Source organism: Spirillospora sp. CA-294931 (assembly GCF_050946795.1).
Classification (GTDB): Bacteria; Actinomycetota; Actinomycetes; order Streptosporangiales; family Streptosporangiaceae; genus Spirillospora.
This window is the reverse complement of sequence record NZ_CP192006.1, coordinates 6,958,701-6,978,961: the sequence shown is the minus strand read 5'-3', so window position 1 is coordinate 6,978,961 and position 20,261 is coordinate 6,958,701. Positions and strand designations below refer to the sequence as shown.

Sequence of the window (20,261 nt, the reverse complement as noted above, 5' to 3'; positions counted from 1 at the left end):
GTTGACGCCGAGAAGCATGAGTGGTTGGTTACTCACATGGCCCCACGTCAGCTCTCCACCGCGGACGAACGTCGCGAGACGGTTCTGCGAACCGCCATCGGGGCGTTCGCCGCGCGCGGCTATTACGGGACGACCACGGCCGAGGTCGCCAAGGCCGCCGGCATCTCCCAGGCGTACGTCTACCGGCTGTTCCCCGACAAGGAAACGCTGTTCGTGGCGGTGATCGAACACTGCTCGCTGCGGCTGCGCGAGGTGTTCGCCGAGGCCGCGGCCTCGGCGCAGGGCAGCGACCCGGGGGACGTGCTCCATGCGTTGGGGGACGCCTACGCGCGCCTGATCGCGGACAAGAACCTGATGCTGGTTCTCACCCAGGCCATGTGCGCGGCGAGCGAACCGGCCATCGGCGCCGCGATCCGCGACCTCTACGCCAAGGAGGTCGAGTACGTGCGGGCGGTGTCCGGCGCGGACGAGGCGGCGATCCAGGACTTCTTCGCTCGGGGCCTGCTGTGCAACGCGGTGATCGCGATGGGCGTCGACCAGGTCGACGCCCCGTGGGCGCGCACGCTCCTGGTCGGCCTCCGGCACTACTGAACCGGGCGGCCCTGTCAGCCCTTGAAGAGGCGGGCGACGAACTGGGTGGTGTCGGGCAGGGACGCGGCCATGGTGCCGCTGTGGTCGGCTCCCGGGTACGCCTTGAAGGTGACGGGGGCTCCGCGGACCTTGAGTTCCGCCACCAGCTTCAGGGTGAGGGGGATGGGGACCGTGGTGTCGCTGACGCCCTGCGCGATGGAGAAGGGACGGTCGTAGCCGCTGAGCGGAACCTCCATGACGCTCCGGAGTTCCTTGAAGAACGCGGCGTCGAACAGCGAGCGGTTCAGCATCTGGCCGATTCCGACGTTCTTGTAGCGCGCGACCATCGGGTCGTAGCAGAGGGTCTCGGCGTCCTTGACGATCGTCTTGCCCAGAGGCGTGAGGTAGCGGTCCAGGTCGAAGGCGGGCCTGGCGGCGCGGAGCCCGGCCAGGATGTAGGCGGTGTAGGGCGTCAGATCATCGACGGGCAGGTGCGGGATGTAGGGGCCCGCGAGGGCGACGATGCCCTCCAGGTTCGAGGGCGCGCCGGTCGAGACGCCGCCCCGGAAGTCGAGTTCGGGAGCGTAGCGCCGGGTCAGCGAGGCGGTGAACAGGGCGGCGTGGCCGCCCTGCGACTGGCCGATCACGACCCACTTGGACGCCAGCGAGCGGTGGATCTTCCGCGCGGCCCTGACCATGTCGGCGGCCGAGTGGGCGGCGGCCCTGCCGTCCAGGTAGGGGTGGACCCCGGGGGTGCCGAGGCCCACGTAGTCGGTGGAGACGACCGCGTAGCCCTCGCGCATCCAGCGGGTCAGGTAGGTGATGTCGCGCTGCGACCGTCCCGCGGTCGAGGGGGCGCAGCCGTCGCCGAGGCCGACCGTCCCGTGGGTCCAGGAGACGACCGGCCAGCCGCCGCGCGGCGGCTTCCCCTTGGGGACGAAGACCGCGCCGCTGCTGACCGCCCGTTTGCCCAGCGAGTCGGTCGAGACGTAGGTGACGCGCTGCGCCGAGCCGGTGCCGGGGAGCCAGAGAGGGGACGGCAGCGGTGCCTTGGAGATCACGGTTCCCGGAGCCGGGGCCGGGGACGCGGCCTCGGCGGCGGGCGCGACGGACCCGGCGGTGAGAACGGCACAGGACACGGCGATGGCACGGCGCACGGCGACCTCCAAGATCAGCGTTACCGTAGCGCGGCGCCCCTCCCGTGAGAAGGGCCGTCCGACCTACTCTGGGCCCATGAAGATCTTCGTCTCGGTCGACATGGAGGGCGTCTCGGGGCTCACCGATCCCGAGGAGATGCGCGCCGGGGGCCGCGGCTACGAGCGCGGCTGCGAACTGATGACGGCCGACGCCAACGCCGCCGTCCGGGCCGCCTTCGACGCCGGGGCCGACGAGGTGCTGGTCACCGACTCCCACGGCAGCGGGAAGAACCTCCGCGCCGATCTCATCGACGAGCGCTGCACGCTGTTCCGCGGGCCGTACAAGCCCATGCGCATGGCCGAAGGGCTCGACCCCTCCTTCGATGTGGCCCTGTACATCGGGTACCACGCGCGGGCCGGGACGGCCCACGGCGTCCTGAACCACACCTGGATGGGCAACGAGATCCGCGACGTCCACCTCAACGGCGAGGTGGCGGGCGAGATCCTGCTGATGGCGGCCTACGCCGCCACGCTCGGCGTCCCCGTCGGTCTGGTGGCGGGCGACCAGGCCGCCTGCGACGAGGCGCGCGAGGTCCTCGGCGAGGTCGGGACCGTCGCCGTCAAGCGCGGCTCGGACCGGTACGCGGCCGAGGTGATCCCGCCCGCCCGGGCACAGCGGCTGATCTACGACGCCACCGCCCGGGCCCTGGCCGACCGCGGCTCGTGGCGGCTGCGCGAGGTCGGCGCCCCCTACACCCTGGCCGTGGAATGGAGTTCCACGGCGATCGCGCAGTCGTGCGCGGTGATCCCGGGGGTCAAGCTGCCCGAGCCGCGCACCACCGAGTTCACGACGTCCGACTACACCGAGATCGTCGGTCTGCTCGGCGTCTGGGCCACGATCGCCGGTGACGTGGGCTGCACGGGGCGGCACTACGGCTGAGAGCCGCCCCCGCGCGGATCGTCAGTGGTCGTCCCAGTGGCCCTGGTGGGCCGCGTGACGGTGGCCGTCGTGCAGGTAGTCGACGTGGTCGCCGTGCGGGACGGCGACATGCCCGCATCCCTCGCCGTGCTGGTGCGCGTGGCCGGAGTGCTCGCGGTGGTCTTCGGGCTCGCACTCGTCGAAGTGGTCGGCGTGAACCCGATGCAGGTGGCCGTCGTGCGCGTAGTCCACATGATCGTCATGGGGCAGCGCCGCGTGCCCGCAGGCGGGCCCGTGCGTGTGCTCGTGCCCCGTATGTACCAGATGTGCCATCGTCATCCCCCAATGACCTCGGCAAATTCCCCCTGCCTTTATCGCCGTCCCCCTCCTGCCCCAAACCGGCAGGTCAGTCGTCGGGTGTGAGCGCCTCGTAGACGGGGGCCAGCACGTCGACCAGATCGCGGCGGCGGACACGGATCGGCGGGGGAGCCGCCACCTGGAGCACGAAGCCCGGCGGGACGGGCGGCGCCGGGCGCTCGCGCAGCCGCGCCAGGCCGGACGGGGGCGTCCAGAACCCCGACGCGGTCAGCGGCTCGTCGGGCACGTCGAACGGGTCGGGCGCCGCCGCGGCCGCGCCCCGGCGCAGGGCGGCCAGCAGCTGGTCTTTGGTGCGGCCGTTCCAGGCCAGGATGAGGAACGGGTCGTCGTCGAACGCCTCGGCCAGCAGGTACAGGACGGCGGCGGTGTGCTTGCAGGGGTCGCCCCAGTCGGGGCAGCTGCACATCAGGTGCAGGTCGCCCGCGTCCTCGGGGAACAGGGCCAGCCCGAACTCGGCGAAGACGTCCTCGATCTCCGGGGGCATCTCACCGGCCAGCAGCCGTGCGCGGAAGACCGCCCGGGTGGCCAGCTCGGCCTCGATGGCCCGCCAGTCGGACTCCTCGATCGCGTCGATGCCCAGGGCCACGTCGTAGGGCTCCTCCACCGAGCCCTGGACGCGGGCGGTCACCTCGTACGGCCCGACCTTGAGATCGACCACCTGGCCCTTGCGCGCGTAGGACCGGCCGCGCTGCAGGCGGCCCTGGTCGGCGAACGACTCCACCAGGTCGATGAACCGCCGCGACCACCACCGCGCGCCGATCGAGCCGCGCCTGCTGCGGGCCTTGATGCCGTCGTCGACCCTGATCGGGTCGCGCCATTCGCCGTCCATCAGTCGCTCACCGCCTCGGGGGACAGGCGCAGGACCTCGCGCAGGTCGGCCACCGACAGCTCGGTGAGCCAGTCTTCGCCGGTGCCGACGATCGAGTCGGCCAGGGCCTTCTTGCGCTCGATCATCTCGTCGACGCGCTCCTCCATCGTGCCGACGCAGATGAACTTGCGGACCTGGACGTTCCTGGTCTGGCCGATGCGGAAGGCCCGGTCGGTCGCCTGGTCTTCGACGGCGGGGTTCCACCAGCGGTCGACATGGACGACATGGTTGGCGGCCGTGAGCGTCAGCCCGGTTCCGGCGGCCTTCAGCGAGAGCAGGAACACCGACGGCTCGGGGTCGGCCTGGAAGTGCTGGACGAGGTCGTCGCGGCGCTGCTTGGGCGTCCCGCCGTGCAGCCACAGGACCGGACGGTCGAGGCGCGAGGCCAGATAGGGCTGGAGCATCGAGCCGAACTCGGCGTACTGGGTGAACACCAGGGCCTTCTCGCCCTGGTCGAGGACCTCGGCGCAGATCTCCTCCAGCCGTTCGAGCTTGCCGGAGCGGCCCGGCAGGCGCGAGCCGTCCTTCAGCAGCTGGGCCGGGTGGTTGCAGACCTGCTTGAGCTTGGCCATGGTCGCCAGGACCAGGCCGCGCCGCTGCTTCTCGTCGGCCTCGGCGATCTGGGCGAGCATGTCGTCGACCGTGGCCTGGTAGAGCGAGGCCTGCTCGGTGGTCAGGTTGCAGTAGACCTTGATCTCCTGCTTCTCCGGCAGATCGGAGATGATCGTCTTGTCGGTCTTGAGGCGGCGCAGGATGAACGGTTGCGTCGCGCGCTTGAGCGCCAGCGCCGCCCCCTCGTCGCCGTCGCGCTCGATCGGGACGGCGAACCGCTCGCGGAACACCGGCCGGGGACCCAGCATGCCCGGGTTCGCGAACTCCATGATCGACCAGAGCTCGGTGAGGTGGTTCTCGACCGGCGTGCCGGTCAGCGCGATGCGGCTGCGGGCGGGGATGCCGCGCACGGCCCTGGCCTGCCGGGTGCCGCTGTTCTTCAGCGCCTGGGCCTCGTCGCAGACGACGCGTCCCCAGGAGATGCCGGCCAGCATCTCGGCGTCGCGGGTGGCGGTGCCGTAGGTGGTCAGGACCAGGTCGGCTCCCGCGACGGCCTCGGCCAGGTCGTCGCCGCGATGGCGTCCGGTGCCGTGGTGGACGTACACGCGCAGCTCGGGCGCGAACCGGGCCGCCTCGCGCTGCCAGTTGCCCACCAGCGACATCGGCAGGACGGCCAGAGTCGGGTCGGGACGGGCCCGTTCGCGCTCGTGCACCAGCAGCGAGAGGATCGAGATCGTCTTGCCCAGGCCCATGTCGTCGGCCAGCAGGGCGCCCAGGCCCAGGTCGTCCATGAAGGCCAGCCAGGCCAGGCCGCGCTCCTGGTAGGGGCGCAGCACCGCGTCGAGGCCGCCGGGCGTGCTCAGCGGGGTCAGCCGCCGGTCGGCCTCGCCGGAGAGCAGGTCGCCGAGGGCGCCGTCGGCGTCCAGGCCGGTCAGCGGCAGCGCGTCCTCGCCCGCGTGGATCGCGGCCCGCATGGCCTCGGCGGCGGACATGCGGCCGCGCCGGGGCTGGCGCAGGAAGTCGAGCGCGGCCTCCAGCTGCTCCTCGTCAAGCTCGACCCACTGGCCGCGCAGCCGGACGAGCGGCGCCTTCAGCCGGGCCAGCTCCTCGAGTTCGGCCTCGTCGATGGTCTCGTCGCCGATGGCGAGGTCCCACCGGAAGTCGACCATGCCCTTCAGATCGAACCCGGACGACGCGGCGGCCCCCGACCCTTCACCCTCCTCGGACCGGGTGGTGAGCTTCATCCCGAGCTTGGCCTTGCCCGCCCACTGCGGCAACTGGACGCCGAACCCGGCGGCGGCGAGCATCGGCGCCGCCCGCCGCAGGAACCGGAACGCCCCGGCCGTGTCGAGCTCGACCTCGCCGGGCGCGGGCCCGTCGAGCGCGGGCGCCATGTCGGGGAACAGCCGCAGCGCCCGGCCCAGACCCGCCAGCAGCACCTCCTCGGCCCCGGCAACCACGCCCACCTCACCCGCCCACACCAGCGACGCGGGAATGTACAAACTCGGGTCGTCGGTCCCTTGCAGCGCGAACTCGACCCGCCACGCGTCGCCCGGCTCGGCGTCGAGGGGTTCGAGTTCGGACCGGATATCCGCGTCGTCCGCATCTTCGAGGGGTCCAGGGGCGGAGCCCCTGGCGGGGGTGCGGGGGCGCGGAGCCCCCGCCAAGGGCTGTGCCGCCCGGAGCGGAGCGCCAGCGGAGTGAGGACGGCGCAGCCCGTCGGGGGGTGTGGGGGGTCGCCCCCCCACGGGCTCACAGAGCCGGAAAGTCAAACCCAGCGGACCGGCCGGGCGGCGGGTGGAGGCGGCCCAGGCGTCCAGCTCGGCCATCAGGTCGTCGGGGTCGTCGCCGGGCTCGCGCGGCACCGTGGCGTCCGGGCCGGTGAGCGCCTCGAACCAGCGCTCGGCGAGGGGGATACGGTCGGGCACCTTGCCCTTGCGCGGCGGCAGGAGCGGGTGCGGGACGAGCCCGCGCACCGAGGTGTCGACCAGCCCGGACAGCGCCTCGCGCAGCACCTCGGCGGCCGGGCGGCCGCCGTCGGCCGCGCGGCAGGCGGCGGGCATGGCGGCGACCAGGTCGCGGAACCGGCGCGGGTCGTCCAGCACGGGACGCCAGCGGGCCACCAGGTCGCCGTCCTCGCGCAGCAGCGCGGGCAGGACCTGGCCGCGCTCGGTGAGGCGGACGGCCTCCTCGGCCAGCAGCGACAGGAAGCGCAGGTCGGTGCCGGGGACGACGTCGCCGCTGTGCTCGGCGGCCTGGAGCAGCGCCATCGCCGGGAACGGTTCGAGCACCAGCGCGGGCACCCGCCAGATGTGCAGGGACGGCTCGCCCTCGAACGGCTCGGGGCCCAGCTCGGCCGAGGGCAGCGGGTGGTCGCCGTGGGTCGGGAGCGCCATCTTCAGCTCGACCCGGAACGCGCCCTTGACCAGCGGCTCGTAGGAGGTGCCGGTGAAGTCGCGGGTGGCGAACGGGTGCGCGTCGGGGTCGGGCTCGTAGGGGCCGGTGCGCTCGGCCCACAGGCACAGGGCGCCTCCATGCCAGGTGGCATGAGCGACGAGCAACACGGAAGATCCCCCGGTCGTGCGGTTGTCACGGCAGGTCCCGAAGCTACCAGCGGCCACCGACGGTCGCCCGCGGGCCGGGTTCTATGCTCGGCTTGTCGAGTGGCGGCCAACGGTTGGAGGGCTTTGTGGGCGAGTTCGTGCGGGTGGAGGTCGAGGACGGGGTCGCGACGATCCGGCTCGACCGGCCGAAGATGAACGCGCTCGACGCGGCCATGCAGCGGGAGCTGATCGAGGCGGCCCGGCAGGTCGCCGAGGACGACGCGGTGGCCGCGGTGATCCTCTACGGCGGCGAGCGGGTGTTCGCGGCGGGCGCCGACATCAAGGAGATGGCCCCGATGTCCGACGCCGAGATGTCGGCCGGGCACTCGCACCTGCTCCAGGACTTCGCCAAGGCCCTGGCCGCGATTCCCAAGCCGGTCATCGCCGCCGTCACCGGGTACGCGCTCGGCGGCGGTCTGGAGACCGCGCTGACGGCCGACTTCCGCGTCGCGGGCGAGGGCGCCAAGCTCGGCGTCCCGGAGATCACCCTGGGCGTCATCCCGGGGGCGGGCGGCACCCAGCGGCTCGCGCGGCTGATCGGGACGTCCCGGGCCAAGGACCTGGTGTTCTCCGGACGGCATGTGAAGGCCGACGAGGCGCTGCGGATCGGGCTGGTCGACCGGGTCGTGCCCGACGCCGAGGTCTACACCGCCGCCCGCGAGTGGGCCTCGACGTTCGTCGGCGGGGCCGCGCTCGCGCTGCGCGCCGCCAAGCAGGCCATCGACGCGGGCATCGAGACCGACCTCGAAGCCGGACTGGAGATCGAGCGCACCCGGTTCGCCGCCCTCTTCGCCACCGAAGACCAGAAGACCGGCATGAAGAGCTTCATGGAGGAAGGCCCGGGCAAGGCCAAGTTCTCCGGACGCTGAGCACGGCGGTCAGAGGACCCCGTTGCTCTCCTGGACGCGGAGCACCGCCTCGCCGTGCTCCTGCGACCAGCGGCCCAGCGCCGCGATCGGCTCCAGCAGGCCCCGTCCCGGGGCGGTCAGCTCGTACTCGACCCGGGGCGGGGCTTCGGCGTAGCGGCGGCGGCTCACCAGGCCGTTGCGCTCCAGCCGCCGCAGCGTCTCGTTGAGGACCTTGGGGCTGATGCCCCCGATCTGGCCGCGCAGGTCGGCCGGGCGCAGCGGACCCTCGCGGAGCGCGTAAAGGACGACGCTCGTCCAGGCCCCTGTGAGCAGGTCGAACCCCAGCCGCGCCTGGCAGTCGGCGAGGAAGACGTCGCCGGTGCTTCTCATTCCGATGCCTACCTAACGGTGCCTATCGGCCCTTCTAGCGTCTGCGGAAACGACGGTAATCGCTAGGAGGCCGCGAATGCGGATCGGAGTGTTCGGCGCCGGGAACATGGCGGACGCCCTGGCCACGCAGTGGGCGCGTGCGGGGCATGAGGTGATGATCGGAGCGCGGGTGCCCGCCAGGGCGGAGGCGCTCGCGTCCCGGATCGGGGTGCGCGCGGGCACGTTGCGCGAGGCCGCCCGGTTCGGGGAGGCGGTGCTGCTGGCCGTCATGTACCCGGGGGTGCATGACGTGCTGGCGGAGGTGGGCCCGCTGGAGGGACGGGTGCTGATCGACTGCACCAACACCTTCGCCAATCCCGACTTCGCGGTGAAGAGCCCGAACGGGGCCAAGGGAATCGCCGCGGCCGTCCCGGGGGCGCACGTGGTGAAGGCGTTCAACCTGTGCCACGAGAGCGTCTGGCGCAGGACGCCGCCGGAGTTCGACGGCCGGCCGCTCGGGGTGCCGCTCTGCGGGGACGACCGCGGCGCCCTGAAGGTCGTCGAAGGGCTGGTGCGCGACCTCGGCTGCGAGCCGTTGCGCGGCGGCGGGCTCGACCGGGCCGGGCAACTGGAGGCCACGGCGGCGTTCGTCGTCGGCCTGTACGTGGCGGGGGACGACCCGGCCACGATGCTCCCGCCCCTGGAATTCGCCATCGGGGAGCCCCGGCCCGCCGATTCGGCAGGGTAAGGCACCCTGTCAATGGCTAGGCTCTCCCGCCATGCGACACGCGTACCGAACGGCGCTGGTCACCGGCGCCTCCAGCGGCATCGGTGAGAGCTTCGCCCGGCTGCTGGCGGGCCGCGGCACCGACCTGGTGATCGTGGCCCGCCGCTCCGACCTGCTGGACCGGCTGGCCCGCGAGCTGGTGGAGCGGTACCGGGTCGCGGTCGAGGTCGTGGCCGCCGACCTCACCGACCCGCTGGAGCGGGAGGAGGTCGAGCGCCGCCTGCGCGCCGACCCGGTGGAACTCCTGGTGAACAACGCGGGATACGGGGCGTTCGGCTCGTTCGCCGAGCTGTCCCTGGACGACCAGCTCCGCGAGATCGACCTCAACGTGGTGGCGCTGGTGCGGCTCACCCACGCCGCGCTGCCCAGCATGATCGCCAAGGGGCGCGGCGGGGTGCTGAACGTGGCGTCGATGGCGGGGTTCACGCCGTCCCCCGGGAGCGCCACTTATGGCGCCACGAAGGCGTACGTGTCCTCCTTCTCCGAAAGCCTGCACGCCGAGGTGGCGGGCAAGGGCGTGCACGTGACCGCGCTGTGCCCCGGGTTCACCCGCACGGACGAGGAGGCCGAGGCCAACCTCCTGTGGCTGCGGCGCGCGGACGTCGCCCGCGCGGGACTGGACGCCGTGTCGGCCGGACGGGCGCTGTGCGTCCCCGGGGCGCAGTACAAGGTCGCTCTTCCGGCGCTGAAACTCGTCCCGAGGCCGTTGCTCAGGGCCGCCGTCAACCGGATGTGGCAGCAGGCCGCCGACAGCCAGTCCGGGGCCGGGTGACAATCCCCGCGCCCGGGTTTCGCTCATAACTACAAGAACGACCCCGGAATCATTGTTGCCGGGGTGAGTTGACGTACCCACCTCCCGGTCGCGACCATCGAACCTACGGTTTAGTAGGTTCCGTTCGTCCTGCTGAGCCGTCCCGCGCGGCGCCGCCGAGGGGCGCGCGGGTCGTACAGCGAGGAAAGCAGAGGCAGCCCGTGACGTCCGAGACGAAATTCCAGACCGGCCTGATGCTCGACCTCGAGCCCGTGGTCGAGAAGGAACTCGACCGGCACCTGTCGATGGCCAAGGAATGGTTCCCCCACCAGTACGTGCCGTGGGGGCAGGGGCGCGACTACGACGGCCCGCTCGGCGGGCAGGAGTGGTCGATCGAAGACTCCAAGATCACCAACGAGGCGCGCGAGTCGCTCATCGTGAACCTGCTCACCGAGGACAACCTCCCCGGTTACCACCGGGCGATCGCCGAGGTGTTCGGACGTGACGGCGCCTGGGGCACCTGGGTCAACCGGTGGACGGCCGAGGAGAACCGGCACGGCATCGTCATCCGCGACTACCTCACCGTCACCCGCGCCGTCGACCCCATCGCGCTCGAACGCGCGCGCATGCACCACATGGAGGTCGGCTACGAGGCGGCGCACGGCACCGAGTTCCTCCACGGGGCCGCCTACGTGTCGTTCCAGGAACTGGCCACCCGAGTGGCGCACCGCAACACCGGCAGGGCGTCGGGCGACCCGGTCTGCGAGCAGATGCTCGCCCGCGTCGCGGCCGACGAGAACCTGCACATGATCTTCTACCGGAACCTGCTGGGCGCCGCCCTGGAGATCGCCCCCAACGAGACCATGCGGGCGATCACCGAGGTCGTCAAGGACTTCCAGATGCCCGGCCACTCCATCGACGGCTTCATGCGCAAGTCGGTGGTCATCGCCAACGCGGGCATCTACGACCTGCGGCTCCACCACGACGACGTGCTCGTCCCGGTGCTGCGCAAGTGGAACATCTTCGACCGCACCGACTTCAGCGGCGAGGGCGAGAAGGCCCGCGAGGAGCTCGCGGACTTCCTCCAGCACCTCGACACGGCCGCCACCAAGTTCGAGACGCGCCGCGAGGAGCGCAAGGCCCGCAAGGCCGCCCGCCAGGAACAGGGCTGAATCGACCGGAACGTCTGCCCGGTTTTCGGCGTCATAGGTGACATGGGGACTCATCGGCGACTGGGCGGCTATCGGTTGCTGGACGAGATCGGCCGGGGGAGCACGGCGGTGGTCCACCTGGCCATGGACTCCTTCGGCCGCGAGGTCGCGGTCAAGGAACTGCAGGACGGATTCGTGGGCGAGCCGGAGGCACGGCACCGGCTCGCGCGGGAGATGGCGGCCCAGAGCAGGGTCGACAGCCCCTACGTGGCGCGCCTGCTGGACGGCGATCTCTCCGGCGAGCGTCCCTACGTCGTCATGCAGTACGTGACGGGTTTCCCGCTGGACGACCTGGTCGAGTCCTACGGGCCGGTCGACGGCGTCCGGCTGCCGCGCCTCGCGCGGCGGCTGGCGCTGGGCTTGGCGTCGGTGCACGATGCGGGAGTGCTCCACCGCGACGTGGCGCCCGCCAACGTGATCACCCTGGGCGACCGGCCCACGCTGATCGACTTCGGGATCTCCCACCACGCGGGCGCCGAGCAGGTCACCCGGCCGGGAATGGTCATCGGCACCCCCGCCTACCTCGCGCCCGAGCTGATCGAGGGCGGGCGCGCCACGACCGCGTCCGACGTCTTCGCCTGGGCCGCGACCGTCGCCTTCGCCGCGACGGGCCGTCCTCCCTTCGGCCGGGGCTCGCTGCACGGCGTCTGCTTCCGGATCCTGCGCGGCGAGGCCGATCTCGACGGGGTCGACCGCCGGATCGCCGGCCTGGTCCGCGCCGGGCTGCGCCGCGAGCCCGCCGACCGCCCCTCCGCGCGCTGGTTCGCGGGCGCCCTGGCAGGGCTCCTCGCGGAGTGGAGCGGGACCGTCACTGAAGGGCACCAGGTCACGGCCGCCTGAGATGCGACTTAGATCCACTTGGCCCCGAGGACGAAGGTAGGGTTTCGGAAACGATGGAGGGGGTTGTCACGTCCGGGGACCGTATCGGCAACTACCGCACCCTGAGGACGCTGGGGGAAGGCGGTATGGGCGTCGTGCACCTCGCGGCCGACCCCGAGGGCCGCAACGTGGCCATCAAGGTCCTGCGTCCCCAGGTCGCCGGTGACGCCACCGCGCGGCGCCGTCTCGCGCGCGAGGTCGACGCGATGCGCCGGGTGCACAGCCCGCACGTGGCCGAGATCCTGGACGCCGACGTCACCGCCGAGCAGCCCTACATCGTCACCCAGTACGTCCCCGGCCGCACCCTCGAAGAGATCGTCGAGGAGAGCGGCCCCATCCACGCCGCCGGGCTCCAGCGCCTGGGGGTCGGCCTGGCCGCCGCGCTGTCGGCGATCCACGGCGCGGGCATCACCCACCGCGACCTCAAGCCCGGCAACGTGATGCTGGTCGACGGCGAGCCGATCGTGATCGACTTCGGCATCGCCCAGGCCGCCGACCAGACCCGGCTGACCGCCACCGGCATGGTCATCGGCACCCCCGGCTACCTCGCGCCCGAGATCATCGAGGGCGAGGACGCGGGTCCGCCGTCCGACGTGCACGCGTGGGCCGGAACGGTCGCCTACGCCGCGACGGGCCGTCCGCCCTTCGGCTCCGGCACCTTCGAGTCGATCTTCTACAAGATCATGCAGGGGAAGCCCGACCTCAGCGGCGTGCCCGAGGGCTTGCTGCCGGTGGTGCGCTCGGCGATGGCCAGGCACCCGGCCGAGCGCCCGACCGCCGTGAACCTGGTGCAGCTCACCCGGCGCATCCATCTCGAAGCCACGATCACCGACCAGACCCGGGTCGACGAGCACTACACGCGTCCCGATGCAAGTACCGGGGGGCCTGGGGGGTCGTCCCCCCAGAGCAGACACGACAGCCAGGCGCCGGAGAACGTGCCGGTCGACCACGCCCGGCAGTTCTCCATGCCCGTGGCCCCGCCGCCGCGCGAGACCTCGGCGCCGAATCCGGGGCCGTCGACGCCGCCCCCGACGCCCGCTCCGTCTCCCTCCCCGGTGTCCGCGCCCGTCCCGGCACAGCCGAAAGACTTCGTCGGCCTGCTGCCCCCGGCTGCGCCGCCGCCCGTCCCCCCGCCCGCCCCGGGCCCCCACGAGCAGCAACCCGCGTCCTACGCGCCCTACCAGCCGCAATCCGGGCGGCAGTCCGGGCAGCAGCCCGTGCCCTACGGCCCTTACAACCAGCAGTACAACAACCGGGGCACCCAGGGGCAGGAGCTCGACCCGCAGAGGCGCGACCAACCGGCCCGCACCCCCGACCGCGACCGGCCCAAGCCCTACGGCTGGTTCCGGGTGCTCAGCTTCCTGGTCCTGGTCGCGCTGCTGGGATTCGCCAACATCACCCCGCTGCTGGCCGTCGCCGTTACGGTGGTCGGCGTGCTGGTGCTCAGGATGGGCGACAAGGCCGCCAAGACGATGGAGGGCAAGCAGACCCGGCGCGGCCCGAGGTCGGGCGACGCGCTCGCCGCCGCCGTCAAGGCGCCCCTGCACCTGCCCGGCGCCCTGCTGGTCACGGGGCTGCTCGCGGCCCTGGCCTCGCTCGCGGGAGTGATCGTCGTCGCCGGGCTGATGTTCGCCAAACCCGACATGCAGGGCAACCGCGCCATCGCCTTCGCCTGCATGGCCATGATCGGGCTGCTCTGCCTGGCCCCCGGCAGCGGCGCGCCGCGCCGCCAGATGGCCCGCATGTGGGGCGCGTTCCTGCCCAGCCAGGGCGCGGCGGCGGGCGCCGCCGCCGTGGTCGGCGTCTTCGCGGCCGTCCTGGTGGGGCTCTCGCAGGGCGGCACCCCCGACACCACCCCGATGGACAGCGTGAGCCAGGATCTCGACAACCTCCGCAGCGACGTCCGCGGCTTCGTCGCCGACCTCCCGTACATCTGACGGCGGCCGGGCTCCTTCGATGAACGACGCACCCGCGCCCGGCGGACCGGGCCGGCCCCCGCAGGACGGAACGCCGTCCTCCGCGCCGGGCCCCTGGCCGCCCGCCCCCGACCTGCCCCTGCCGCAGGCCCGTCCGCAGACCGCCAGCCCGCAGGCGTCGCACATTCCCGCGGCCCACCCCCATACGGGGCAGGGCCTACCCGGTCAGGTCGTCCCCGCCCCGAGCCCGCCGCGCCCGCAGAGCGGCGGCGTCGACCTGCCCGAGACGATCGGGCCGTACCGGCCCGTCGAGCTCATCGGGTCCGGCGGCATGGGCCAGGTCTTCCGCGCCCGGACGGGCCAGGGCGGGGTCGTCGCGGTCAAGACGCTGCACCCGCACCTGGTCGACCAGGGCGACTCGCGCGAGCGGCTCAGGCGCGAGGTCGAGACCATGGGCCGGGTCAGCACGCCCCGGGTCGCCGAGATCGTCGACTTCGACGCCGACGCGCGCGTCCCCTACATCGTCACCCGGTTCGTCGAGGGCCGTCCGCTGCTGGACGAGGTCCGCGACGCCGGCCCGATGAACGGAGCCGCGCTGTGGCGGGTCGCGATCGGCACCGCCGAGGCGCTGGCCGCGATCCACGCCGCGGGCATCGTCCACCGCGACATCAAGCCCGGCAACGTGCTGCTGGAGGCCGGCGAGCCCGTCGTGATCGACTTCGGCATCTCGCAGGGGATCGACGACACCAGGCTCACCCACAGCGGCGGCCGGTCGGGCACCTGGCGGTACCTCGCGCCCGAGATGCTGGAGGGCGCGGACGCCTCGCCCGGCGCCGACGTGTTCGCCTGGGCCGCGATGGTCGCCTTCGCCAGCACCGGCGTCGACCTGTACGACGCGCCCAACGACGCGGCCGTCTGCGTCCGGATCATCCGGGGCGACCACGATCTCGGCGACGTCCCGGCGGAGCTCAACGGGCTGCTGGCCGAGTCGCTGGTCGCCGACCCCGCCGCCAGGCCCTCGGCCGACACCCTGGCCCGGCGGCTGCGCGCGCTGCGTCCCGACTCGATCGGCCTGGGCCGCCGCCGCCCGAGCAGCGTGCCCGGACGGAGCATGCCGTCCGGCAGCATGCCCGGCGCGGCAGTGCGCGGCCCAAGCGGTGTGGCACGCGCCAAGACCGAGGGTTTCGCACCCATCGGCCCCTACCGGCCGCTCCAGCAGCTCGGCCGGGGCGGCATGGGGGAGGTGTTCCTCGCCCGCGCCGACGACGGCCGGATGGTCGCGATCAAGACGCTGCTCCCCTTCCTGCCCGCCGAGTTCCAGGCCAAGGACCGGCTCCGGCGCGAGGTCGAGGCGATGCGCCGCATCCGCAACCCCCACGTGGTCGAGCTGGTCGACCACGACATGGACGCCGACCCGCCCTACATCGTCACCCGGTACGTCGAGGGGACGCCGCTGCACGACATCGTGATGCGGCACGGCCCGCTCGACCGCGACCGGCTGCTCAAGCTCGCGGGCGGCGTCGCGGGCGCGCTGGCGGCGGTGCACGAGACCGCGGGCGTCCACCGCGACGTCAACCCCAGCAACATCATGATGGTCGGCGACGAGCCGGTGATCATCGACTTCGGCATCGCCTACGTGTCGGGGGCCGCCCCGCTGACCCGCGGCCCGATCGGCACGCCGGGCTACGTCGCCCCCGAGGTCCTGGAGGGCAAGCAGGTCGGGCCGCCCGCCGACGTGTTCGCCTGGGCCGCCACCGTCGCGTTCGCCGCGACCGGCCGCCGCGCCTACGAGGCCACCAGCCCGGCCGCGTTCGTCCGCCGCGTCCTCAACGGCGAACCCGACCTGGACGGCATCACCGGCGACCTGCGCGAGATCCTCCAGGAGGCGTTGGTCAGGGACCCCGAGGCCAGGCCCGCTTCGTCCGAGCTGGCCGAGCGGTTCTCCAACCCCGGCCAGATCGCGCCCCGGCTGAGCCGCACCGTCGAGAAGGCCGACGCTCCGCCGCAGCCCGAGGCCCACCGTCCACCGCCGCCCAGCCGCGGTGGCCGCGAGGCGTTCCTCCAGGCCGGAATGGCGCTGACGGTGTCGGTGATCGAGGTCTCGCTGACCGAGGCCAAGCGCGACCTCGGCGCCGCCGAACGGTGCCGCGCCCTCGGCGGCGCCCAGGCCGACCACGCGCAGGGCTACGCCCGCCGCGCCCTGGCCTCGTGCGAGCGGGCCGTCCGCGACGCGCAGGCGGGGACGGGCATCCCCGCCAACGCCCCGAGGCTGGCCGAGATCATCCGCGCCGCCCGCATGTACGCCGCCCACGCCAAGTCCGTCCTGTCCGGCCGCTCGCTGCTCCCGGGACAGCTCGTGGACGTCCGGCGGGTCGTGACCGTGCTGGGCGGCGCGCGCTTCACCCGCGTCCGCTTCAAGGAGGGCTACGACCCCGCCGAGGTCGACGCGTTCGTCGCCGAGGTCGCCACCTGGCTGACCGGCGACCGCCGCCAGCTGTCGCGGGTGGTCGGCGCCGACGACGTCCGGAGCCGCGAGTTCACCGTCCGGCGGCTCCGCGAGGCGTACGTGCGCGAAGAGGTCGACGCGTTCCTGACGATGCTGGAAAAGGAGCTCCGCCGTCTCGGTTACGCCTGACCCCCCTCGTGCGGGCGCCGCGGGTAAGGTGGCGAGCCCTATGAGCGGGGAAACGAGCCACCAGGAACACATCGGCCCCTACCGGCTGCTCTCCCGGCTTGGGGGGCACGTCCACCGCGCCGCCGGACCCGACGGCCGCGACGTGGCCCTCCGGATGCTCCCGGCGGGGCGGCGCTACGACATCGAACGGATGCGGCACGTCCTCAGCCCCTATGTGGTGGACGTCCTGGGCGGCGACACGGCCGCCGACCGCCCCTATCTCGTCAGCCGCTTCGTCCCCGGGCGCCCCCTGGACGAGGAACTCGCCGAGCGCGGCCCGCTGCGCGGCTCCGTCCTCCGCCGCATGGCCCTCGGCCTGGCCAAGGCCCTCGCCGCCATTCACGAGACCGGCCTGGCCCACGGCGACCTCGTCCCGCGCAACGTCCTGATGGTCGACGACGCCCCGGTCGTCGTCGACTTCGCCGTCACCCCCCACGGCGACCCGTCCCAGGACATCTTCGCCTGGGCCACGGTCGTAGCCCACGCCGCGATCGGCGAACGAGAGAACACCTCCCCAGCCACCATCCCCGAACCCCTCCGCCCCCTCCTGCTAGCCGCCTCCGCCCCCGACCCCGCCGCCCGCCCCACCGCCCACGACCTGGCGATCCAAGCAGCCCTCCTAGACCTAGGCCCCACCCCCCGCCCAACACCCCCACCCCACCCCGCCCCCATAAAACTCTCACCCCCCACCCCCGCCCCCACCCCGCCTCCCGCCCCCGCCCCGAGCGCTCACGCCGCACCGGGTGCTCACATCGCGCCGAGTTTCGACACCGCGCGGGATGCGCAAGCCGCGCCGGGTGTCAACGCGGCGCAGGACGCTGACGTCCCTTCGGGAGCTGACGTCGCGCGAAGTGCTCACGCCGCACCGGATTCTGACGTCGCGCGGAGTTCAAGCGCCGCGCCGGACGTTGGCGCCGGGCTGGGCGCCGACGCCGTGTCGGAGGCTGACGCTGCGCTGGGCACGCACGCGGCGCGGGGCGCCGGTGGCGCGTCGGGCGTCAACGCCGCACCGGGGGCCCACGTCGCGTCGGGCTCTGACGTCGCGCGGGGTGCCCATGCTGCGTCGGGTGCACATGCCGTCCCGGATGCTGGCGTCGTGTCGGGTGCTCAGACCGGGTCGGGCGCTCGTGCCGGGCGGGGTGCTCAAAGTGCGCAAGGGGGCCCCGCCGGGTCGGGTGGCTACGTTGTGGCCGGGGGTGGTGCTGGTGGGGCGTTTGATGCTCATGCGCTGGGGGTTGCGCAGGCGTGGGCTCGGCTGCTGTCGGTCATGGTGGTGGTGATCGCGGTGGCGGTCACGATCGTGATGCCCGTGCCGGGGCTCGTGTTGTCGGTGTGCGGGCTCGTGGCTTTGGGGGCGTCGCCTTCGGGTGGGCGGGTCGGGGCGGTGGCTCGGGCGGCGGCGACGCTTGTGCTGGCGGCGGTGATCGCCGTGATCGTGCCGGTGGGGCTGGCCGGGATGGCGGCCTTCAGTGTCGAGGTCGAGCCGCTGGTGGCTTGTGCTTACGGGGCGGGGGCGGCGTCGTTTGTCCTCTGGACGTCCCTGGGTGCGAACGGGCCGCGGCGGCGGCTGGAGCGGGCGTTCATGGCGGTCGCGCGGGTGCCGAGGCGGATCGCGGCGGCGGGCGTCGCGCTCGGGGTGCTGGCCTTTCTTTCGGTCGTCGCGGCGATTTCGGTCACGCCCAGCTTCGCGCCGCTCTACGGGACGCAGCACACGCTGCAGGAAGCCGTCGGGCGGCTCCAGACGTCGCTGCTGTGCGACCGGCCGCTGGGCTGCCTGTCGGACTCCGGTTTGGGGGGACGGGACGTCCGGCGTGGGTAAGGTCTCATCGAGCCGGGATTTGCCACAGGTCTACCGACCGGTAACATCGGGGACGCACGGCCGAAACGGGGACCCGAAGCCGAAGCGCGTTCGGGTCTTTGACAAGCTGTGAGGCGCTAAACAGCAACAGCACGCGTCGACCCGTCATGGGCGGCGCCCCTCTGACCGCCGTCAGGCGGCTGAATGAGTGCAGGGAGGTCGGCCACCGGCCATGAACATCGTCGTCCTGGTGAAGCAGGTTCCCGACACGGAGAGCCCGCGCAAGCTGAAGTCCGAAGACAGCACGCTCGACCGTGGTGCCGCGGACGGTGTCATCAACGAGCTCGATGAGTACGCCATCGAAGAGGCGCTGCGCATCAAGGAGGCCCAGGGCGGCGAGGTGACCGTTCTGTCCATGGGGCCCGACAAGGCCGCCGAGTCCATCCGCAAGGCGCTGGCCATGGGCGCCGACAAGGCCGTCCACCTCGTCGACGCCGCGCTGGCGGGTTCCGACGCGCTGCAGACCTCCTACGCCATCCAGCAGGCGCTGGGACGGACCGGGTTCGACCTGGTCGTTCTCGGGTCGGAGTCGACCGACGCCCGCACCGGCGTGCTGGCGGCGATGCTGGCCGAGCGCCTGGGCGTCCCGCAGCTCTCGCTGGCCAACAAGGTCGACATCGACGGCACCGCGATCACCGTCCAGCGGCAGACCGACTACGGCTTCGACAAGGTCGAGGCGAGCCTGCCCGCGGTCGTGAGCGTCGTCGAGAAGATCAACGAGCCGCGCTACCCCTCGTTCAAGGGGATCATGGCGGCCAAGAAGAAGCCCGTCGAGACGCTCGGCATCGCCGACGCCGGCATCGAGGCCGGGCAGGTCGGCATCGCGAACGCCGCCACCGAGGTGGTCGACTTCGCCGAGGCCCCGCCCCGCGCCCAGGGGCAGATCGTCACCGACGAGGGCGACGGCGGCGCCAAGATCGCCGAGTTCCTCGCGTCGAAGAAGTTCGTCTGAGCGAGGAAGGGGATTAGGAACAATGGCTGAGATTCTCGTCCTCGTCGACCACGTCGACGGTGAGGTCAAGAAGGTCACCCTTGAGCTGCTCACGGCCGCTCGTCGCCTCGGTGAGGCGGCGGCGGTATGGGTCGGCCCGGGTTATGAGAACTCCAAGGAGAAGCTGGCCGAGTACGGCGCGGCCAAGGTCTACGTGGCCGCCGACGAGGAGCTGACCTCCTACGTCGTGGCCCCCAAGGCCGCCCTGCTGGCCAAGCTGGTCGGCGAGAAGTCCCCGGCGGCGGTGCTGGTCTCCGCGACGGCCGAGGGCAAGGAGGTCGCGGGACGGCTGGCGGTCAAGACGGGCTCCGGCGTCCTCACCGACGTCGTGGACGTCACCGAGGGCCCGGTCGCCGAGCACTCGATCTTCGGTGGCGGCATCATCGCGCACGCCCGGGTGAAGACCGGGACGCCGATCATCGCCGTCCGGCCCAACTCCATCGCGCCCGAGGCCGCGGCCTCGACCCCGGCCGAGGAGCAGGTCTCGGTCGAGCTGACCGACTCCGACAAGGCCGCCAGGGTCGTGGAGAAGGTCGTCCAGGAGAAGGGCGAGCGTCCCGACCTCACCGAGGCCGCGATCGTCGTCTCCGGCGGCCGCGGTGTCGGCGGCGCGGAGAACTTCAAGATCATCGAGGGGCTGGCCGACTCGCTCGGCGCGGCCGTGGGCGCGTCCCGCGCCGCGACCGACGCGGGCTGGTACCCGCACTCGTTCCAGGTCGGCCAGACCGGCAAGACGGTGTCGCCGCAGCTCTACATCGCGGTCGGCATCTCCGGCGCCATCCAGCACCGGGCCGGCATGCAGACCTCGAAGACCATCGTCGCCATCAACAAGGACCCCGAGGCGCCGATCTTCGAGCTCGTCGACTACGGCATCGTGGGCGACCTCTTCCAGGTCGCGCCGCAGCTCACCGAGGAGATCACCAAGCGCAAGTGATCCCGCGAGGAACGCCC

17 protein-coding genes are annotated in these 20,261 nt (G+C 72.6%); 12 read left to right on the top strand and 5 right to left on the bottom strand.

Annotated features, from left to right (window positions below; translation table 11 throughout):
• Positions 1 to 36: 36 nt before the first annotated feature.
• Positions 37 to 591 carry a TetR/AcrR family transcriptional regulator gene (locus tag ACQPY4_RS31455; protein ID WP_433327024.1) on the top strand — a complete coding sequence of 185 codons (555 nt, stop codon included), beginning with the start codon at positions 37 to 39 and terminating at the stop codon, positions 589 to 591.
• Positions 592 to 605: 14 nt separating this feature from the next.
• Here ACQPY4_RS31455 and ACQPY4_RS31450 read toward each other — a convergent pair whose 3' ends face one another.
• Entirely contained in the window at positions 606 to 1,727 is a 1,122-nt protein-coding gene (locus ACQPY4_RS31450; RefSeq protein WP_433327022.1) for a lipase family protein, read from the bottom strand.
• 76 nt (positions 1,728 to 1,803) lie between these two features.
• Here ACQPY4_RS31450 and ACQPY4_RS31445 point away from each other — a divergent pair, with 76 nt between their 5' ends.
• Entirely contained in the window at positions 1,804 to 2,646 is an 843-nt protein-coding gene (locus tag ACQPY4_RS31445) for a M55 family metallopeptidase (protein WP_433327020.1), read from the top strand.
• 21 nt (positions 2,647 to 2,667) lie between these two features.
• On the opposite strand, the gene ACQPY4_RS31440 is transcribed toward ACQPY4_RS31445, so the two are convergent.
• From ACQPY4_RS31440 to ACQPY4_RS31430, 3 genes are all read right to left on the bottom strand, one after another.
• A complete protein-coding gene (locus ACQPY4_RS31440; protein ID WP_433327018.1) occupies positions 2,668 to 2,964 on the bottom strand; it encodes a hypothetical protein in 297 nt (98 codons plus the stop codon).
• Between the two features lie 67 nt (positions 2,965 to 3,031).
• On the bottom strand, positions 3,032 to 3,832 hold the full coding sequence (locus ACQPY4_RS31435) for an SWIM zinc finger family protein (RefSeq protein ID WP_433327016.1): 801 nt from the start codon (positions 3,830 to 3,832) through the stop codon (positions 3,032 to 3,034).
• Entirely contained in the window at positions 3,832 to 6,984 is a 3,153-nt protein-coding gene (locus tag ACQPY4_RS31430) for an SNF2-related protein (protein WP_433339108.1), read from the bottom strand. The genes ACQPY4_RS31435 and ACQPY4_RS31430 overlap by 1 nt, the downstream gene beginning before the upstream one ends.
• Positions 6,985 to 7,112: 128 nt before the next feature.
• On the opposite strand from ACQPY4_RS31430, the gene ACQPY4_RS31425 reads away from it, so the two are divergent.
• Positions 7,113 to 7,895, top strand: a complete 783-nt coding sequence (locus ACQPY4_RS31425) for an enoyl-CoA hydratase/isomerase family protein (protein ID WP_433327014.1) — start codon at positions 7,113 to 7,115, stop codon at positions 7,893 to 7,895.
• 9 nt (positions 7,896 to 7,904) lie between these two features.
• Here ACQPY4_RS31425 and ACQPY4_RS31420 read toward each other — a convergent pair whose 3' ends face one another.
• Complete coding sequence (locus ACQPY4_RS31420; protein ID WP_433327012.1) at positions 7,905 to 8,264, bottom strand: winged helix-turn-helix transcriptional regulator; 360 nt, start codon at positions 8,262 to 8,264, stop codon at positions 7,905 to 7,907.
• Positions 8,265 to 8,340: 76 nt separating this feature from the next.
• Between ACQPY4_RS31420 and ACQPY4_RS31415 the strand changes: the two genes are divergently transcribed.
• The 9 genes from ACQPY4_RS31415 to ACQPY4_RS31375 all read left to right on the top strand — a co-directional run bounded on the left by ACQPY4_RS31415 (position 8,341) and on the right by ACQPY4_RS31375 (position 20,244).
• Positions 8,341 to 8,991 carry an NADPH-dependent F420 reductase gene (locus tag ACQPY4_RS31415; protein ID WP_433327010.1) on the top strand — a complete coding sequence of 217 codons (651 nt, stop codon included), beginning with the start codon at positions 8,341 to 8,343 and terminating at the stop codon, positions 8,989 to 8,991.
• Positions 8,992 to 9,022: 31 nt separating this feature from the next.
• Positions 9,023 to 9,802 (top strand): SDR family NAD(P)-dependent oxidoreductase, encoded by a 780-nt coding sequence (locus tag ACQPY4_RS31410; protein ID WP_433327008.1) that lies wholly within the window; start codon positions 9,023 to 9,025, stop codon positions 9,800 to 9,802.
• Positions 9,803 to 10,002: 200 nt separating this feature from the next.
• Positions 10,003 to 10,953 carry an acyl-ACP desaturase gene (locus ACQPY4_RS31405; protein ID WP_433327006.1) on the top strand — a complete coding sequence of 317 codons (951 nt, stop codon included), beginning with the start codon at positions 10,003 to 10,005 and terminating at the stop codon, positions 10,951 to 10,953.
• 42 nt (positions 10,954 to 10,995) lie between these two features.
• Positions 10,996 to 11,832: a serine/threonine-protein kinase gene (locus tag ACQPY4_RS31400; protein WP_433327004.1), complete on the top strand. Its 837-nt coding sequence runs from the start codon at positions 10,996 to 10,998 to the stop codon at positions 11,830 to 11,832.
• A 53-nt stretch (positions 11,833 to 11,885) separates the two neighbouring features.
• Positions 11,886 to 13,808 (top strand): serine/threonine-protein kinase, encoded by a 1,923-nt coding sequence (locus ACQPY4_RS31395; protein WP_433327002.1) that lies wholly within the window; start codon positions 11,886 to 11,888, stop codon positions 13,806 to 13,808.
• Positions 13,809 to 13,827: 19 nt separating this feature from the next.
• Positions 13,828 to 16,422 carry a protein kinase domain-containing protein gene (locus tag ACQPY4_RS31390; RefSeq protein ID WP_433326999.1) on the top strand — a complete coding sequence of 865 codons (2,595 nt, stop codon included), beginning with the start codon at positions 13,828 to 13,830 and terminating at the stop codon, positions 16,420 to 16,422.
• A 40-nt stretch (positions 16,423 to 16,462) separates the two neighbouring features.
• Positions 16,463 to 18,280 (top strand): protein kinase domain-containing protein, encoded by a 1,818-nt coding sequence (locus ACQPY4_RS31385; RefSeq protein ID WP_433326997.1) that lies wholly within the window; start codon positions 16,463 to 16,465, stop codon positions 18,278 to 18,280.
• 211 nt (positions 18,281 to 18,491) lie between these two features.
• Complete coding sequence (locus ACQPY4_RS31380) at positions 18,492 to 19,271, top strand: electron transfer flavoprotein subunit beta/FixA family protein (RefSeq protein WP_433326995.1); 780 nt, start codon at positions 18,492 to 18,494, stop codon at positions 19,269 to 19,271.
• Between the two features lie 22 nt (positions 19,272 to 19,293).
• Positions 19,294 to 20,244, top strand: a complete 951-nt coding sequence (locus tag ACQPY4_RS31375; protein ID WP_433326993.1) for an electron transfer flavoprotein subunit alpha/FixB family protein — start codon at positions 19,294 to 19,296, stop codon at positions 20,242 to 20,244.
• The last annotated feature ends 17 nt before the right edge of the window (positions 20,245 to 20,261 follow it).

What these genes read in the sequence shown, in the direction of transcription:
- ACQPY4_RS31375 (WP_433326993.1), top strand. Translation starts at nt 19,294, where the DNA reads ATGGCTGAGATTCTCGTCCTCGTCGACCACGTCGACGGTGAGGTCAAG.
- ACQPY4_RS31420 (WP_433327012.1), bottom strand. Translation starts at nt 8,264, where the DNA reads ATGAGAAGCACCGGCGACGTCTTCCTCGCCGACTGCCAGGCGCGGCTG.
- ACQPY4_RS31435 (WP_433327016.1), bottom strand. Translation starts at nt 3,832, where the DNA reads ATGGACGGCGAATGGCGCGACCCGATCAGGGTCGACGACGGCATCAAG.
- ACQPY4_RS31400 (WP_433327004.1), top strand. Translation starts at nt 10,996, where the DNA reads ATGGGGACTCATCGGCGACTGGGCGGCTATCGGTTGCTGGACGAGATC.
- ACQPY4_RS31440 (WP_433327018.1), bottom strand. Translation starts at nt 2,964, where the DNA reads ATGACGATGGCACATCTGGTACATACGGGGCACGAGCACACGCACGGG.
- ACQPY4_RS31390 (WP_433326999.1), top strand. Translation starts at nt 13,828, where the DNA reads ATGAACGACGCACCCGCGCCCGGCGGACCGGGCCGGCCCCCGCAGGAC.
- ACQPY4_RS31385 (WP_433326997.1), top strand. Translation starts at nt 16,463, where the DNA reads ATGAGCGGGGAAACGAGCCACCAGGAACACATCGGCCCCTACCGGCTG.
- ACQPY4_RS31415 (WP_433327010.1), top strand. Translation starts at nt 8,341, where the DNA reads ATGCGGATCGGAGTGTTCGGCGCCGGGAACATGGCGGACGCCCTGGCC.
- ACQPY4_RS31380 (WP_433326995.1), top strand. Translation starts at nt 18,492, where the DNA reads ATGAACATCGTCGTCCTGGTGAAGCAGGTTCCCGACACGGAGAGCCCG.
- ACQPY4_RS31455 (WP_433327024.1), top strand. Translation starts at nt 37, where the DNA reads ATGGCCCCACGTCAGCTCTCCACCGCGGACGAACGTCGCGAGACGGTT.
- ACQPY4_RS31395 (WP_433327002.1), top strand. Translation starts at nt 11,886, where the DNA reads ATGGAGGGGGTTGTCACGTCCGGGGACCGTATCGGCAACTACCGCACC.
- ACQPY4_RS31410 (WP_433327008.1), top strand. Translation starts at nt 9,023, where the DNA reads ATGCGACACGCGTACCGAACGGCGCTGGTCACCGGCGCCTCCAGCGGC.
- ACQPY4_RS31445 (WP_433327020.1), top strand. Translation starts at nt 1,804, where the DNA reads ATGAAGATCTTCGTCTCGGTCGACATGGAGGGCGTCTCGGGGCTCACC.